This window comes from Aquimarina sp. AU119 (assembly GCF_900312735.1).
Taxonomy (GTDB): Bacteria; Bacteroidota; Bacteroidia; order Flavobacteriales; family Flavobacteriaceae; genus Aquimarina; species Aquimarina algiphila.
This window is the reverse complement of the sequence record NZ_OMPF01000001.1, coordinates 1-17,563: the sequence shown is the minus strand read 5'-3', so window position 1 is coordinate 17,563 and position 17,563 is coordinate 1. Positions and strand designations below refer to the sequence as shown.

Sequence of the window (17,563 nt, the reverse complement as noted above, 5' to 3'; positions counted from 1 at the left end):
GTTAAGTTGATTGACTTAAAATGTGGCACACATTTCGCTGAATAAAATAAAAAACCAAAGATTTATGATAAAAAAAGTACTTATATGTTTGCTAATTGTGCTATTGGCAAGTTGTTCTTCAGTAAAAAAATACAATCAACAGATTAGTACATTACATAGCCCAGAACAAGTACGTAGCGATATTGATTTTGCATATCATAAGTTGCAAAGGTTACATCCTGATTTATATTGGTATATTAGTAAAGATTCATTAGATCAAAAAATAAATGAATTAAAAGCTAGTGTACAACAACCTATATCCAGTTTAGAGTTTTATAAGCAATTTGCACCGGTAGTGGCTAGTATTAGGCAAGGGCATACGGCTATTTATTCTCCAAGAACTAAGCAAACCAGAAAAGAAAAAAAAGTTAGAGGAAAAAGAAGTTCTCCTTTTAGATCTTTAGCATTTCGTGGGATTGATAATAAACTATTTGTAAATAAGATTTATGGCAAAGACAGCACTGTTGTGGTAGGTTCTGAGCTATTGAGTGTGGATAATGAAAAAACAAGTGATTTATTAGATTCTTTTCAGAAGTTACATACAGGAGATGGGTATAATACTACTTTTATTCCTCAATATACGAGTAGAGGGTTTGGCTTTCTTTATACCCGAACACATCAACAAAAAGACAGTGTGTTAATGAGATTAAAAACTAATGATAGTGTTTATTCGCGTTATTTGTATGCCAATTATAGTAAAGAGAAAAAGGTTTTAAACAAGGATACAGTGGTAGTCCCAGCTGTAAAAATTAGTAAATCAGAAAAAAAAATAATTAAAAAAGAGAATAAGAGATTACGGAAGCATTATAATAAATATGGTTTTGATAAGTATAAAAAAGAATACAATAGAAATTTTAGGTTTATAGTTTCTGATACTGCTCCTAGCATTGCGTATATGAAAATCAGACGCTTTACCAAAGGCAATTATAAAGATTTTTACAAGGAAAGTTTTTCAAAAATTGATTCAGCAAATTGTAAGAACTTAGTTATTGACTTAAGAGGGAATTTAGGCGGAAGGCTTGCAGAGATAGATGAGCTTTATTCGTATTTGACCAATAAAAAATATGTGTTTATCGAAAAAGCAAAAATGACACAACGTATGAGCTTTCTATATCCATTATTTCATAGTAAATCATGGTTGCAAAAAACAGGGACAACGTTGTTGTTACCTGTACTGTCTGTGTATCAAATGTTTAAAGTTAAAAAAGAAAATGGAGATCCATATTTTAATTTTAAATATAGTAGACTTAGAGAACCAAAACCTAATTCTTTTGATGGTAAAGTTTATGTTTTAATTGATGGAGAAAGTTTTTCAGCAAGTAGTATATTATCGACTCATTTAAAAGCTACAAAACGTGCTACTTTTGTAGGAAAAGAAACCGGTGGAGCCTATAACGGTACTATTGCAGGTTTTTTTGCGATAATTGAACTTCCAAATTCAAAAATAAATATGAGAGTAGGGCTGATGAAAATAAATGCTCCTCATACTATCCAACCCGATGGTTTTGGAATTAAGCCTGATGTTTACATTGAAAAAATCTCAAAGGAAAAAGATAATAAAATGGATTGGGTAATTAGAGATATACAAGAATCAAACTAGTGTTTTTTTAAGTTTTTGTATCGTATTACCTAAGAATAAAATAAGGTTCGTTGTTCACTTTTTTTAATCGTTGTATATTAGTTGAGCTTTTGTAAGTATAAACAAACTACTCATAAACAAAGAAAATGGCTAAAGGTTTTAAGAAATCTCTTGACAAGGATGATCATAATTTTGATACGATTTAGAAACCTGAATAAATATGAATATAATATGAAAAGATTTTATTACGGTATTTTAACTATGGTTTCTGCCTTACTTTTGGTAGGATGTCATTTTTCTGAGAATTTAGATTTAAATGAAGACGGAACCGGAAAAATTTCGATAAATTTTGATGGTTCAGAATTGATGAAAATGGGAGGAGATAAAGTTTCTGAAGGAAAAAAGGAGGAAATAGATTCGATATTAGTTTTTAAAGACTTTTTAGAAAAAAATAAAGATAGTATTTCTAAATTACCAACAGATCAACAAGAAAAACTACACAGATTAAAAGACTTTGAAATGCATATGGTGGTGAACTCTGAGTTAGGGAAGATGAATATGGATATGTATAAAGATTTTGGGGATGTTTCAGAATTAGGAGATGTACTCAGGGATCTTAAAATTGCAATGACAATGAGTGGTAAAAAGTTGGGGAAAAATAATGCTCAAACTCCTGCAGGAATGACAATATCAGAAGATGATGGTACTAGAGTAAAATATAACTTCAAGAATAATAAGTTTAGTAGAATTACTGAGATTATTGATGCCGAGAAGGTGAAAAAAAATGTTGATAGTTTAGAACAAATGAGAATGTTTTTGGCAAGTTCTAAATATAAATTGAAATATAGTTTTCCGAGAAAAATAATAAAAATGTCATCAGACAAAGCTACTTTTAGTCTAGATGCAAAGAGCTTTACTCTCGAAGTTGGATTTATTGAATTTATGGAAAATCCTAAAATACTAGACGTAGAAGTAGAGTTAGAAAAGTAGTCGATTCTCTTTTCACTCTTTTTTATCGTCGTATCTTTGCTTTTCTTTTATAGCTATGAATAAAAAAGTTAAAATACAGGATATCGGAAGCAGAGATTTTAAAGCAACCTGGGAATATCAGGAAAATCTTTTTAAAGGAATTTTAGATATCAAAGTAAAAAACCGAAGAGAAGATGCTGGATTAGATACGCCGAATTACTTCATTTTTGTAGAGCATCCGCATGTATACACTTTAGGTAAAAGCGGAGATATAAGTAACCTACTCTTATCAGAACAGCAGCTTAAAGAAAAAGGAGCTACATTTTATAAAATTAATCGAGGAGGGGATATAACATATCACGGGCCTGGTCAAATCGTAGGATACCCTATTCTTGATCTTGATAATTTCTTTACTGATATTCATAAATACCTTCGTTTTCTTGAAGAAATGGTCATCCTTACGCTAAAAGAATATGACATTAATGCAACTCGCAGTGAAGGGGAAACAGGAGTATGGTTAGATGTAGGAACGCCATTTGCACGTAAGATTTGCGCAATGGGAGTTCGAGCTAGTCGTTGGGTTACCATGCATGGTTTTGCGCTTAATGTGAATGCTGATCTTGGATATTTTGATAATATTATTCCGTGTGGGATAAAAGGTAAAGCAGTTACATCCCTTAATGTTGAACTTGGACAGGAAAAAGTAAACGAAGAAGAAGTAAAAGAAAAACTACTAAAACATTTTGCCATTTTGTTTGAAGCGCAATTCATATCACAAAATACAGAAGTCTAGGGAGTGTCGCATAACATAGTTTCTATAAAGTAAAAGGTGAAGCTAAAAAAAGCGATGCATTTTTCAATACATCGCTTAATTCGTTTTTTTACTAAACCTATCCTATTCCTGTACAAATTGAATCGATTTATATTTACCTTCTCCTCCTGGATTGAGCTTTAAGATATATACTCCAGACGGTAATGATTTTGTGTTAATTGTCTTTTTAATTAATGCGCCTCTCATTACAATTTTTCCAAGAATATTAACAATCTCATATTTTGTATCTTTCTTAGAAACGATAACATTTAATACGCTCTGGTCTCCTACGGGATTAGGAAATACAAAAACTTCTAAAGGATCTGTAGTTGTTGTATTATCAATAGTAACTAGTGTTCTGGCAGAAGGATTACCAATGGTAAATGTAGTTGATTCAGAAGTTCCAAAAGATCCGCCCGAGGCTATTGTTGTTCCTTGTGATGTAAGGGTGTATGAACCACTACCGTAAGCACAACAAATTCCGTCTCCATAACTATCATTAAGTGTAAAAGTATATGTTCCAGGATCTAAGCATTCAGTAATTGTTAGTGTAGAACCATCAGGCTGAGAAGCGTATGTTCCTCCAGAAGCGACAACTTGATTATTACTATCGGTGATTTGCCAACTTGTTTCCTGAGGATAATCGTCAAAATTAAGAGTGATAAGTACGTCAGTACAAGTTGTTTGCCCACCTCCTTCAGTAAGGTTTATATTATCTATTGCCATATCTCCCTGCCATGTGTTACCTGTAATACCATTAAATCTTAATTGTACTGTAGAGCCTAGATATGATGTTAAATCAATATTCTCAGATTGCCATGAGTTTCCTTGATTCCCTGATTTAGACCAAACCGAATTCCAGGTAATACCATTATCAGAACTAGCCTCTAATGTTAAGCTTCCCATACCAGAAGCACCATACATATGATATTGAAATGTAAAGTTTGCTGCTGTAAGAGCGCTCAAATCAAAACAAGGAGAGTTAAGAATAGATCTTTTGTTTGGATAATTAGGAGAAGATGACTCCATATATATATAATTTGTTCCTTGCACTGCACTAGAAGGTCCAGTATTTCTTGATGGGGTTCCTCCAGCATTTGTAACCCAATTAAAATCATTTCCTGTCCCTTGTGTCCAAGCTCCTAAGGTGTTTTCGAATCCTTCAGTGTATGGGAATGATGAAATTCCACCTGTACAAGAAGTAGTACCTCCAGATGGCAGTGTAGTAATATTTGTACTATTACTTGCATTGGATTCATTACCTGCAGCATCTTTTGCTTTAACACTAAAACTATATGTTGTATTTGGAGATAATCCTGTGGCTTGATATGATGTTGTAGTTACTGTTGAAATCACAGTAGTTCCTCTATATACGTCATAACCACTAACAGCAATATTATCTGTAGCTGCATTCCAGTTTAGATCAGTAGTGGTTTGTGTAGTGTTAGAAGCAGTTAAATTAGTAGGAGCTGTTGGTGCTTGAGTATCTGGTTGAGAAAGTGTTGTAGCATTGGCTGTAGCACTAAAATCAGATATATTACCTGCTGCATCCTTAGCTTTTATTCTAAAGCTATATGAAGTATTGGCAGTTAGTCCGGTTACTTGATATGAGGTAGTTGACACTGTTGTGATTACAGTATTTCCTTGATATATATCGTATCCTGTAACTCCAACATTATCTGTAGCGGCATTCCAATTAAGATCAACAGAATTTTGTGTGATATTAGAAGTGTTGAGTCCGTCAGGTATTGTTGGAGCTTGAGTATCTCCACCACTACCCGGAGTTATTTCAAAGTTTGCGTTAGAAATATCATAAAAAATATGTCCTGATCCTCTAACCATAATTCTGTTTTGCGTTCCTACTGCATTTGGGACCGTAATACTTTGAGAACCATCATTAGCTACAGCAGTAGCAATAGTGATTGGGTATGTGTTTCCACCATCAGTGGATAGTAGGATATCAACATTAGCAGCGTTTACGCCATTGGTTGTTGTTCCTGCTACATTCCATGTCACAGTTTGTGTTGATCCTGAAGCCCAGCTAACATTTGTATTAGGAGTACTTACAACAAATGGCCCGGCAGCGTCAGTAACAGTGATTCGAGTATCATCACTTGCAGTACTACCTCCACCAGAAGCATTATCTCTTACAGTAAGCCTAAAATTCATTGTTCTGCTTACAGAAGGAACAACTTCCCATGTGGATGAAGTTTGTCCTGCAATTACTGTCGATATTGCAGGCATATATCGATCGGGAGAAGATGTAGGATTCAATGATCTAAAAGCTGGCCCACCAGTTGAATTAGCTGATGGGGGCATAGTTGCAGGTTGTGAATCCATTTGCTCCCAACAATATGTAAGACTATTTCCAGTGTTAGAATCTGATCCATTACCTTTTAATACAAATGGTGTTGATGCTGGTATAGTATAGTTTTGTCCTGCATTGGCAGTAGGAGCAGCATTTCCTGTATTACTTTGTGAGCCACATCTACTATTTCCTTGAGAAATATTTTGCCACATTTCCTGGATACTGATAGCATGAAAATACGCATCACTATTATTCTGTACATTTGGAGAACAAATACCGGCGTAGCCCATAATTGTAGAAGCACTTCCTGGCTCTACAGAAGCATTCGATCTCTGGCAACTATTATTTTGAGTATGATTACCACCATATTGATGCCCCATTTCATGTGCTACATAATCTACATCATATGGATCTCCTATTGGACGTTGACTTCCCGTAATACCTCTGGCTTTAGAATTGGTGCATGGAGATCTAAGTTGTGCTAATCCTCCTCCTCCTGTACTAAAGGCGTGTCCAATATCATAATTGTTAAAACCGATAAAATTGTCACAAACGGTTTGACTTTCATTTATTAATGCATTAGCATTGCTGTTACTAAGATTGTCTGTGCTTGCATTTAGAAAGATAATATCTTCATTGTTATTTACGAGTACCATGGTCAAGGCCAAGTCTCTTTCAAAAATACCATTAACTCTGGTCATGGTAGTGTTTATAGCAGAAAGAACAGCTTGTTTTTTTACCTGATCAGAAGCACTTGCAGGTATTCCTTGATTATTGAGATGAAATTGAGAGTATTCCCCGGTACATGCAACAGCAAGCCTAAATGTTCTTAATTTACTGTCATTAGCATTTTTTATACTATTGATTTTTTGGTTAGAGAAATTAGATTTGACATTGTCTTCTACCAAACATTTAAAACTGTTGGGGTTTGAGGGTAAATCTGCTTTAGCATAGCAGATATAATTTTCTTTGTCTTTACTATATGGATCAATATATATAGTGCCATGATTTCCAGAAGTTATCATAGCGTGGAGTCCGATTTTTGAAAAACTAAATCTCGCTACAGATGTAGGATCATCTATTCCATAGCCGATAAAGGATCGTATGTTGGGGAACTTTTTAGCAAGACCATCTTCAAAAATGGAAGCTTCAAGGATTCTGAATTTTTTCAATATACCGTCTTTAGTAGGAAGTTCCATTATGATATTTGAACTTTTTTGCTGTACTCTGGAAGGTGTGTTTTTAAGAATAGAAGTTAAAGCAGTAGTGTTTAGGTTAAATAGTTGATATTGATTAGGGGTTGTTTTTCTAAGCTCTTGAGATTTGGCTTGTACGGTGCTGGGAGATATGGGGTTCCATAATTGAGCATTAACACTAATATTCACTAATAAAAAAGTGAATATCAGTATTTTGTGTAAAATACTGGATTTCATGATTTAGTTGATTTGTGTTAGTTGATTTGTACAACTCAAAATCTTAAAATTTAGTACTTAGGAGCCTGTTTTTAACGCAACGAGCCTAAAATCTAAATGAAATATTAACGTAGTGTTAATTTTTGTTAGTAATTGTTTTGAGGTTTTTGACAAAGGAAAGTGTTAGTCAACAGAAAGTAACAAGGATTTTATTAAAGTTAAAAACCGAAGTTTTACCTTCGGTTTTTAGTAATAATTTTAGGTATGATCTAATTTATCTGATAGATCAAAATACTGTTTTCTTCACCTTGCACTGCAAACTCCAGATTAGGATCTTTATCCATATTGCCAAGACTTAGTACCGAATTTCCATATACAGGGAAATTAGGAAACAATTCTGCATTACTATCATAGAGATATACTTTTTTTGCTTGTATATCTGTTATAGTTATATAGATCTTGTTATTGATAAAATAGAGTTTAGGTTCGGTATATACTCCAAAATCTAATTCTAGAGTTTTTCCTTTTATGGTTAATTTATTTTCTGAAAATGTTACCAGCGTTTTGTTGGTAGACACCATTCTGTTATCTTCCTGCAAACCTAAATTTTGCTCTACAGCGTTTCCGTCATTTTGTATCTGAATCAGTTTTCCGTTCTTCGTAGTTGTGGTGAATTTATCCAGATATTGATACCATTCATTTTTAGAAAAATCAACTTTCTCCTTTACATTGACTCTTGGTTTACCTAATCGATCAAGAATAGTTAATTTTCCATTCTTTTCAGAAAGTAAGATATAATCTTTTGTTCCAATTCTAATATGCTTTGGTTTCATGATAAGATTCGTTTCGGTGTTTTTGAATCCAAATCCTGTGACCACTTCAGCTTCGGCATTAAACATTTTTATCTGATTGCCTTGAGTTATAATAATACGATAGCGTTTGCTTTTGTCGTAATCAAATAAGGCTAGAGGTTGTGTGATTTCATCATCAAATTTTTTAGGGTATGGTTTGACATCTTTACCATCACGATCAACCAGGTATAATGTGTTAGCAGTGTTGAATAGTAATTGATATCTGCCATTTTTAAAAATATCGATTTGCTGAATATCACCAAGGATTTCACCATCAATTTGTTTTTTCCAGAATATAGAACCTTTGTCAGAGATGAGATAAAGATTATTTTGAATATCCTGTACGGCAACATCCATACCTTTTGTTCTATGGTTTTTGACAAGAATAGGCTTGTTAAGAAGATTATGTTCTAAGGATGTAGAGGCCGTTTGTGTAACCGATGTTGCTGCACCTTTAACCATATTCTTTTGCAAGATACTATGGATATGAGCAAAATCATTTTCTTTTATAACCTGTATTAAACCAATCTGATATCCCTTGTCTTTTATCTCTTTTAATTGCGTACTATATTCTTCTTCTGCATTTTCTGAAATGTATTGTTTTATATTTTTGACAGTTCCAGCGATTAGTATTGATGCATGATCAGATAAATCTTTAATAGTTTTTTTGTAATAATTTTGATCATGAAGTAATGTTTGATTCAAAATATTAGAAATAACATCTCTAAGAGAATTGATAGAAGAACTAAAAATGACAAAATTTCCGTGAATGGTATAAAATTTAGCCTCAAAATCTTTAACTAAAGGGGTAAGGATTTGAGAAAAAGAAGCACTGTTTTTATAGCTATATATCGTAGTGTTTCTATAAGTCTCTACTCGGTCACCAGCCAAACTCTCTTTAGCAGTTTCTCCATTTAAAGAATTTAAGACTAGTACTTTTTCTTTCTCTAGAAAAATAGTGCCTATTTCGGTAACTCCAGATAATAATTCATCAAGATCTTCAGGAATATCTTCCAATGCCCTGTCCTGAGCCATAGAGAGGTTTTTTTTCAGGATATCAAAATCATCATAAGTAAAAGATACAAAACCTTTTGCAGTCACCGGGGTAACTCTTGAGATTCTGTTTTCTTGTGCTATTGTATTGTCAAAGATGCCAATAGTACTTGATAAAGAATCTTTTTCTATGGCAATACCATCAAGACGTATGGCATTTTGATCTACAGAAGCATCTACAGATATCCAACCACTAAAATTCTGTAAGCTTTCTAAAGTTGCACTCGGAAGAAAAGAGTTGTGAATATTTTGTAATTTCTTACCATTTATAAGTATAGACATAGTATTGTCTGTACTCGAGACTTCATATACTTTTTGTAAATCTTTATCAATAGGAATTGGAGTGGCCTTCATTCGAATTGCATTCTCTATAAATAACTGAGAAGAAGAAGCAATTAACAGGCTATCTTGTCTGGTAGCAAAGAATGGTTGTCCTTTTGATGTAATTTTGTAAATAGTATTTTCAGCATAATTTATAGTCTCAATCGTTTTGGTTTTTAATGAATCTTGATTGATAGCTGCAGGATTAAATTTTGAAATATAAGTATATTCAAAATCATTTTTACCCAGAGGAGAAAAACATAAGAGCCCTTCTGACTGATTAGTTTCATCTAGAATAGAGAGTTTTTTGAAATACTCAAAAAAAGCTATTTGATTGTTGTTTTTAATAAAATTATTATCTCTTAACTTGCTCGTAGCTCCTTCTAAATCATTAATCTTTATAATAACCTGAGCATCTCTGGGAATGTGATCGATTAAAGAATTTGATGTTTTTGAAATATCATCACAAGAAATAGCCATAAAAACTAAAAGAACGACAACTATTCTTTTCATTATATGTGTGAGTTTTGTGTTCCTAAATTCATTGATCAAAATAAAATTTTTTAGTTTTCTGATGTGTTAAATATAAAGTCCAAATTTAATAATTGAAATATAATCCAAATATATTTTAGTTTCCTTATTGTTTAGATCTCAAATATATAATTATTTGAGATCTAGTGTGAGTTGTTCTGGTAATAACCTAAAACTGGTTCTGTGATATTTGGTAATTCCATACTTACGAATTGCATTTCTATGTTCTACCGTAGGATATCCTTTGTTCTTTTTCCAGTTATACATTGGGAATTCCTCATGTATTTTTTCCATAAACTCATCACGATATGTTTTTGCGAGTACCGAGGCAGCCGCAATATTTAAATATTTTCCGTCTCCTTTAATAACGCAAGTATGAGGTATATTATGATATGGTTTAAATCTATTTCCATCTACGATGATATGTTCTGGCTGAGGTTGTAATTGTTCTATAGCCTGTTGCATTGCAAGGATAGAAGCATTTAGAATATTGATCTCATCAATCTTTTCCATAAAAATATGTGTCACACCATAGGTCAAAGCGCAGTCTTCTAATAGCGGTTTTAATTGTTTTCTTTTGGACTCACTAAGTTGTTTGGAGTCATTTAGAATGGTATTGTTAAAATCGTCAGGTAATATAATTGCAGCTGCAGTAACAGGCCCTGCCAGGCACCCGCGTCCGGCTTCATCTGTTCCGCACTCGAGTATATCAGGATTTAGTTTTAAAGTAAGCATAACGCGAAGATACAGTATGAATAGAATACCTAAAAACTATTTTTGGAAATGAATTAATATAAAGTATTTATGAATAATCAAAATGATTATTAGCGAATTCTGTCTGATACATAAAAACAATAAATGCAAACAGATAAAATTGAAGAAAAAGTTAACTTAAACAAACAATGAGTATGATTTACTTTCGTTAAAAAAGTATATTTTTGCCACAGTTCAGCATTCTAATGAGAAAAAACATACTACTTATATTTTTAGTACTATCAGTTTCAGTGATTTGGGCACAGGATAGGAATCAAGAAGAAGATCCAAATCAAAATTCTAATGGGCTTGAGAGGAAATTCGCACCAAAGAAGGAAAAGGAGAAACCGCCTATAACATCATACAAAATCATTACAATAGATAATGATACCACCTTAGTGGATACTACTTTAACGATACAAAAGGATTATAAATTTAATTACCTTAGAAGAGATGATTTTGGATTGTTACCCATTCATAATATTGGCCAATCTTATAATAGTCTTATAAAACGAGAAGAGAGAGATCATTTACTGCCACTCTTTGGAGCCAGATCAAGACATTTTAATTTTATGGAAGCTGATGATATAAAATATTATCAGGTTGCTACGCCACTTACAGAACTATATTTTAATACTACTTTTGAACAAGGACAACAATTAGATGCTTTTTTTACGGTAAATACTTCACCTAGGTTAAATCTTTCTATTGCTTATAAAGGAGTGCGTTCGTTAGGGAAATACCAACATGCGTTAACCAGCACAGGTAATTTTAGGGCAACGGCAAGTTATGTCACAAAGAATGATAGATATAAAGTGCGTACACATTTTGTAACTCAGGATTTACTGAATGAAGAAAATGGAGGATTGTCTGAAGAAGGGCTAGATCAATATTTAGCTCGAGGAGAATTTGTAGGTGAGGAAAGTGAATTTGCAGACCGAGGCTCAATAAGTGTCAATTATGAAGATGCAGAAAATATCCTTCTTGGTAAAAGATTTTACTTAAATCATGAGTATGCAATAATTAAAAAAACAGATAGTACATCTACGGGATTGTCTTTTGGTCATATTTTAGATATTACAGATAAAAGGTTTCGTTTTGATCAGGCTGCAATTGCACCTAATAACCTCCTAGGAGAGGCATATGTGTCAGGAGCTATTGCAGATAATGTAGCTTTAGAAGATTTTACAAATAATGTGTTTGTTGATTTTACAAACGATTGGTTGGGTAATTTGCGTGTACTGGGAGGAAACTCTAATTACAATTATGGATATAATACGATTTTAAATCAGGTAGATGACGCGAATAATCAAATTAATATTACCAATCGTATAAAAGGAGATATATTCACTGTTGGTGGTGAGTATCATAATACATATAAAGGTTTTCAAATATTTGCAGACGGAAAAACAATTGTATCTCAAAATGCCGAAGGACATAATAACGAAGGTTTTAAAGGGAACTATTTTAATGCAGGTGCAGGATATGAGCTGAACGAAAAATATGGTATTCAGGCAAAGATAAGCGCTAGTGAGGTTGCTCCAAATTATAACTTTCTTCTTTATCAAAGTGATTATGTAAATTACAACTGGCAAAATGATAATTTTTCTAATATAGAAACGAAGAAAATACAGGTAAATATTAAAGCAAAAAAAATTGCAGAAGTAGAAGGGAGTTTCTCTACGATAGATAACTATACATATTTTGCTAAAAATGCAGATGGGGCAACTATTCCGTTGCAAGCTTCAGAAACTCTTGATATCCTAAAAGTAAAAGTTACTCAAGGGATTAAATTATGGAAACTTGGTCTGGACAATACTGTGGTGTATCAGAATGTAGGAGGCGGAAACCAGGTATATAACATCCCAAGGGTCGTTACAAGAAATAGTTTATACTATCAAGATCATTGGTTCAAGAAAAATGCACTTTTCTTGCAGGCAGGAGTCACTTTTAAATATTTCACCAGTTATACAGCAGATGCTTACGATCCTGTTCTGGCAGAATTTTATGTTCAAAATGATCAGGAAATAGGAGATTTTCCACAGGTTGACTTATTCTTTAATGCTAAAGTGAGACAGACGCGCATTTTTTTCAAGGTTGAAAATTTTGGAGAAGCCTTTAGTCAAAATAAAGAGTTTTCTACACCAGGATATGCAACTCGTGATGCTGTACTTCGTTTTGGTATTGTTTGGAATTTCTTTCTTTAATCAATTTTTAATCAAATCATTTTGACAATACTATTATATTTCCAATTTGGATAAGAATATAGAATACGATAATTTCAGGTTTTGAAATTATACCAATTCTTATATAAAATTACTGAAATACGAAATTGAACTATTTTGATTTTAGGTAAGGAAGAAAATTTATGGATAGCCATAGCTATCGATCAATTTTGTAACACAACATGAGATCTAAAGAGACAATTTATACGGTAACTTCATGTGAGAAATGGTATTAACTAGTATTTAAGATTATGAAGATTAAAAAAATTACTACAACATTTCTTCTTGTTACTATACTTTATTCTTGTGTGAAATTAAAAAAAGAAGATCAAAGCTCTTTGGTTGAAAATGGAATAGAAAAAACCTGGAAAAATTTTTTGACAATAGTTCAGGAAAAAGATAAAGCAGCATTTAAAGAGGTATCAAGTAAAACAATACGGTGTTATTTATGCTTAGAAAATACTTTAGCAGAGCAAAAAGAATTAGATGCTAAAAGAGAGTCAGATCCAGATTGGTATAATCAACTATATGATAAAGATATATATATTCCAATAGATAGATTTATAAATGAAGATTTTGATTTGATTTTTAATCCAGAGTTTGTTTCAATTCTCAAAGAGAAAAAGACAATATTCTATAAAAATGACAATGAAGAAGTAGAATTGTATGAAGTTTTAGTGACTACTACAGAACCCAGTGCTGAGCATGAAGGAGGGCAGCATAGTTTTCAATTTATAAAGAAAAAAGGAGACTGGAAGTTAAGAGAGATAGGAACAATTCCTTAGAAAATTAAAAGACATTCTATTCATGGTATTAAGTAATTCATTATTTAATTTTTAATGTTGCAATGTCTTTTTAAAACTCAGAAATTAACCATCGACTTCTAGGATTTGTTATATTAGTAATGTAATATGTGCTAATATTTAGGTAATTGTATAATTAGTCAATTAAAATACTAATTGTGTTGAAATTAATTTTTGAATTATGATTCTTATTTGGAAAGGACGAGGGATTTTAACGGTTTTGGTTTTAGCCGCTACTTTTTTTATTTTGCTTTTTGCATTGTCAAGTGATTATGCTCAGTATGGCTTTGCTTTGCCTCTAATCGTGTCAGGTTTGTTTAGTATAGTGTTAGGTCATAAATGGAATAGTTCTCCAAAACCTTCTATAGACCCGAAAACTGGAGAACAAATAGTTTTACGAAATCAGCATACTATATTTTGGATGAATATGGAGTATTGGGGATTTCTTTTGCTTATTCTTGGAATTACTTTTTTTACCCAGGAAGCAGTGTTTACATGGTCTATTGGAGGAGGTGTATTGCTGTGCTATATAATTTATAGATTTAAAAAGAAGAAGGAAATGTTGTTGTTTAAAGAAGAGCAAAGCAATATCAAAGAAACCTTACTGCAGAAAAAAGAACCAGAATATAGAAGAAACTATTCCACAGAAGAAGAAAAAGTTAAGGAAGATCCTTCAAGGTTTATGCCTAAATAAATAAAATCAATATAGTTGCAACCTAATTTTCAGGAAACTCTTTCATTAAGGAAGGCTATATACTTTTATAGCCACTACCCTTTGTATAACATATAGCTAAAAATCTAATCCAAAATCGTAATTTAGAGTGTAGAACGCATTCTTATTGATAAGGATTATACATTTTGATGTATCTTTGATAGTGATCAGCATTACCCAATATTGCTGACTTTAAAATATACCAATGAGCACCATCAAAAGGAGAAATATTTCTATACTCGGACCCACAGAATTCACCGGGATTAAGCTTAAAGAACCTGCAGAATATGCAGCAGGAATACCAGCAGTCAAAGTCGCTCTTCAACACGCATTCAAAGAGATGGGGGTGGTAAAATCACTGCATACTCTGGCGCATATGAATCAAAAAGACGGATTTGATTGTCCTGGGTGTGCTTGGCCGGATCCAGATGCACCTTCAAAATTGGGAGAATATTGCGAAAATGGAGCAAAAGCAATTGCAGAAGAAGCAACAAACAAAAGAGTAGATAAAAGTTTCTTTGAAAAATATTCAGTAGAAGAATTATCGCATTGGTCAGACTACCAAATTGGTAAAAGTGGAAGGTTAACAGAACCAATGATTCTAAAACCAGGTAGTGTATATTATGAACCCTTTTCCTGGGAAGAAGCATATCGATTAATAGCAGATGAATTACATAAACTAGATTCGCCAGACGAAGGTGTATTTTATACTTCGGGTAGATCTAGCAACGAAGCGGCTTTTTTATATGGACTTTTTATTAGAGCATTCGGAACGAATAATATGCCAGACTGTTCAAATATGTGTCATGAATCAAGTGGAGTAGGCTTGAGTGAAACATTAGGTATAGGAAAAGGATCAGTCAAGCTCGAGGATTTTGATAAGGCAGAAGTAATCCTCGTTATAGGCCAGAATCCAGGGACAAACCATCCCAGAATGTTGTCTGCTTTACAGAAATGTAAAGAAAATAAAGGGAAGGTTGTTAGTATTAATCCATTAGAAGAAGCCGGTCTGATTCGATTTAAAAACCCTCAAGAAATTAAAGGAGTTTTATCTTCAGGAACTAGATTGACAGATATCCATCTACAGGTAAAAATAAATCAGGATGTTTCTCTTTTAAAACTAATCATTAAAAAACTTAAAGTATTAGATGAAGAAAGAGGTGATGTGTTTGATCATAAATTTATAGACACCTATACTCAGGGATATGAAAACTTGATAAAAGATGTAGAGAAATATTCTGAGGAAGAGCTTTTAGCATTATGCGGAGTAGAAGAAAGTAAAATAGATGAAGTAGTGGAGTTGTTGGCTAATAATAATAAGATTATTATATGTTGGGCTATGGGATTAACGCAACACAAAAATGGTGTTGATAATATAAAAGAATGTGTAAATCTATTATTGCTTAAAGGAAGCTTAGGAAAGCCAGGGGCCGGAACATGTCCGGTAAGAGGGCATAGTAATGTACAAGGAGATAGAACAGTTGGTATTATGCACCATGTTTCACCGACATTAAATACGGCGATAGAAAATACCTTTGGTTTTACGCCTCCAGATAAAGAAGGGTTAGATACGGTACATGCTATAGAGGCTATGTATGAAGGGAGAGCTAAGGTGTTTATTGCGTTAGGAGGTAACTTCTTGTCTGCAGCCGCAGATACAGAATATACAGCAGAAGCGCTTCAGAATTGTGATCTTACAGTGTCTGTAAGTACAAAATTAAATAGAACACATTTAGTTACTGGTAAAACAGGGGTGATACTACCAACACTTGGGCGATCAGAGTTAGATAGTAAAGATGGAAAACCAAGATACTTCACTGTAGAGAACAGTATGGGAAAGGTACATCAATCAAAAGGATTGTTGCAGCCAGCTTCTGGAAGTCTAAAAAGCGAACCCGAAATCATTGGAGGGATTGCAGATGCCTATTTTCATAAAGGACATGTGGTAGATTGGAAAAAATTAAGCGAACATTATGAACTGATCAGGGAGAAAATTGAAGCAGTTCTTAATGGATTTGATGATATAAATAACCGATCCAAAGGGTCTGGGTTTTATCTTCCTAATAATGTAAGAGATTTAGATTTTAGTAAATTACCCAATGGTAAAGCACAATTTAGTGTTTGTACCATGCCAAAACATAAGATTGATGAAAACGAGTTTATATTAATGACTATTCGTTCTCATGATCAGTTTAATACTACAATTTATGGTTTAGATGATCGGTACAGAGGAATATATAATGAAAGAAGAATTGTACTTATGAATGAAGAGGATATGAAAAAGTATGGATTGAAGAAACTTGATATAGTTAATTTGATAAGTAATTATAATGATAAAGAAAGAAAAGCAATTAATTTTTTGGTAATACCTTATAATATTCCTCAAGGAAACTTAGCTTCATATTTTCCAGAAACCAATGTTCTGGTTCCGTATAATCATTTTGCAGATAAAAGTCATACGCCAATAAGTAAATCTATTGTGGTTAAAATAGAAAAGATATAGCCAGTAATTATTTAATAAAGACTCTTTTTTGTTTTTGGCGTCCCCTTCGTTACACTTCGGTCGGGCTATTTGTTTCAATTCCTCGCACTTCGTAAACTCAGGCTGTGGGATTTTACGACTATCCCTCACGCGAGAAGGATAAAAATAAAACGTAAAAATTATAGGGTTATTTAAAGAAAGTAGCAATGTATTTATGTGAGTGAGGATTTTTTTTGCTTCGTAACGTCAATGTTTCTAGAATATTATATTTTTTTTAAAAAATAGTTGATTTTTTTTGTTGTCATAAAGAAAAAGGGTTCTATATTTGCACCCGCAAAACGGGGTATTGTTTTGTTTAGTTCATTGAGATTTGGTTTATTTTTTTAGGGAGGTTTAAGATGTTTTAAATTTTCTTAATAAATTTCATGATATAATAAAAAAGGGTTGTATGTTTGCGCCCGCTCAGAGCGGTTATGTTTTTGGGATTTTATATTGGATTTAGGGTTTGGAAAAACTTTTCAAAAATAAATTAAAAAAAGCTTTGTGGAATAAAAAAGGGTTGTATATTTGCACCCGCTTACAGAAATAGAGCGAAGTTCATAAGTTTAGAGATAGTACAGGAGTAGGGTGTTTTTTACGACATTTATAAGGTTCGATTCCTTATGTATCCACAGGAATTACTAGCGATGAAGATTGCTTTAGTGATTACAAAAA

General features: G+C 32.8%; 10 protein-coding genes. 7 read left to right on the top strand and 3 right to left on the bottom strand.

The window, feature by feature from the left end; all coding sequences use genetic code 11:
- Positions 1–64 precede the first annotated feature (64 nt).
- From DK442_RS00050 to lipB, 3 genes are all read left to right on the top strand, one after another.
- Entirely contained in the window at positions 65–1,639 is a 1,575-nt protein-coding gene (locus DK442_RS00050; RefSeq protein WP_109433797.1) for a S41 family peptidase, read from the top strand.
- Between the two features lie 210 nt (positions 1,640–1,849).
- Positions 1,850–2,608 carry a hypothetical protein gene (locus DK442_RS00045; RefSeq protein ID WP_109433796.1) on the top strand — a complete coding sequence of 253 codons (759 nt, stop codon included), beginning with the start codon at positions 1,850–1,852 and terminating at the stop codon, positions 2,606–2,608.
- A gap of 55 nt (positions 2,609–2,663) precedes the next feature.
- Positions 2,664–3,380 (top strand): lipoyl(octanoyl) transferase LipB, encoded by a 717-nt coding sequence (lipB, locus tag DK442_RS00040; RefSeq protein ID WP_109433795.1) that lies wholly within the window; start codon positions 2,664–2,666, stop codon positions 3,378–3,380.
- A gap of 102 nt (positions 3,381–3,482) precedes the next feature.
- Here the strand turns inward: lipB and DK442_RS00035 are convergent, their stop codons facing one another.
- From DK442_RS00035 to DK442_RS00025, 3 genes are all read right to left on the bottom strand, one after another.
- Positions 3,483–7,139, bottom strand: a complete 3,657-nt coding sequence (locus tag DK442_RS00035) for a reprolysin-like metallopeptidase (protein ID WP_109433794.1) — start codon at positions 7,137–7,139, stop codon at positions 3,483–3,485.
- 248 nt (positions 7,140–7,387) lie between these two features.
- Positions 7,388–9,856 carry a hypothetical protein gene (locus DK442_RS00030; RefSeq protein WP_160113988.1) on the bottom strand — a complete coding sequence of 823 codons (2,469 nt, stop codon included), beginning with the start codon at positions 9,854–9,856 and terminating at the stop codon, positions 7,388–7,390.
- A gap of 150 nt (positions 9,857–10,006) precedes the next feature.
- Positions 10,007–10,609 (bottom strand): ribonuclease HII, encoded by a 603-nt coding sequence (locus DK442_RS00025; protein ID WP_109433792.1) that lies wholly within the window; start codon positions 10,607–10,609, stop codon positions 10,007–10,009.
- 224 nt (positions 10,610–10,833) lie between these two features.
- Between DK442_RS00025 and DK442_RS00020 the strand changes: the two genes are divergently transcribed.
- The 4 genes from DK442_RS00020 (at position 10,834) to DK442_RS00005 (ending at position 16,870) form a co-directional block, all read left to right on the top strand.
- On the top strand, positions 10,834–12,834 hold the full coding sequence (locus tag DK442_RS00020) for a putative porin (protein ID WP_109433791.1): 2,001 nt from the start codon (positions 10,834–10,836) through the stop codon (positions 12,832–12,834).
- A 269-nt stretch (positions 12,835–13,103) separates the two neighbouring features.
- A complete protein-coding gene (locus DK442_RS00015; RefSeq protein WP_109433790.1) occupies positions 13,104–13,637 on the top strand; it encodes a hypothetical protein in 534 nt (177 codons plus the stop codon).
- Positions 13,638–13,836: 199 nt separating this feature from the next.
- On the top strand, positions 13,837–14,349 hold the full coding sequence (locus tag DK442_RS00010; protein ID WP_109433789.1) for a hypothetical protein: 513 nt from the start codon (positions 13,837–13,839) through the stop codon (positions 14,347–14,349).
- A 223-nt stretch (positions 14,350–14,572) separates the two neighbouring features.
- Positions 14,573–16,870 carry an FdhF/YdeP family oxidoreductase gene (locus tag DK442_RS00005; RefSeq protein WP_109433788.1) on the top strand — a complete coding sequence of 766 codons (2,298 nt, stop codon included), beginning with the start codon at positions 14,573–14,575 and terminating at the stop codon, positions 16,868–16,870.
- Positions 16,871–17,563 lie beyond the last annotated feature (693 nt).

Bases quoted from the DNA above. Each gene is read 5' to 3' on its own strand.
- DK442_RS00050 (WP_109433797.1), top strand. From the start codon at position 65: ATGATAAAAAAAGTACTTATATGTTTGCTAATTGTGCTATTGGCAAGT.
- DK442_RS00045 (WP_109433796.1), top strand. From the start codon at position 1,850: ATGAAAAGATTTTATTACGGTATTTTAACTATGGTTTCTGCCTTACTT.
- lipB (WP_109433795.1), top strand. From the start codon at position 2,664: ATGAATAAAAAAGTTAAAATACAGGATATCGGAAGCAGAGATTTTAAA.
- DK442_RS00035 (WP_109433794.1), bottom strand. From the start codon at position 7,139: ATGAAATCCAGTATTTTACACAAAATACTGATATTCACTTTTTTATTA.
- DK442_RS00030 (WP_160113988.1), bottom strand. From the start codon at position 9,856: ATGAAAAGAATAGTTGTCGTTCTTTTAGTTTTTATGGCTATTTCTTGT.
- DK442_RS00025 (WP_109433792.1), bottom strand. From the start codon at position 10,609: ATGCTTACTTTAAAACTAAATCCTGATATACTCGAGTGCGGAACAGAT.
- DK442_RS00020 (WP_109433791.1), top strand. From the start codon at position 10,834: ATGAGAAAAAACATACTACTTATATTTTTAGTACTATCAGTTTCAGTG.
- DK442_RS00015 (WP_109433790.1), top strand. From the start codon at position 13,104: ATGAAGATTAAAAAAATTACTACAACATTTCTTCTTGTTACTATACTT.
- DK442_RS00010 (WP_109433789.1), top strand. From the start codon at position 13,837: ATGATTCTTATTTGGAAAGGACGAGGGATTTTAACGGTTTTGGTTTTA.
- DK442_RS00005 (WP_109433788.1), top strand. From the start codon at position 14,573: ATGAGCACCATCAAAAGGAGAAATATTTCTATACTCGGACCCACAGAA.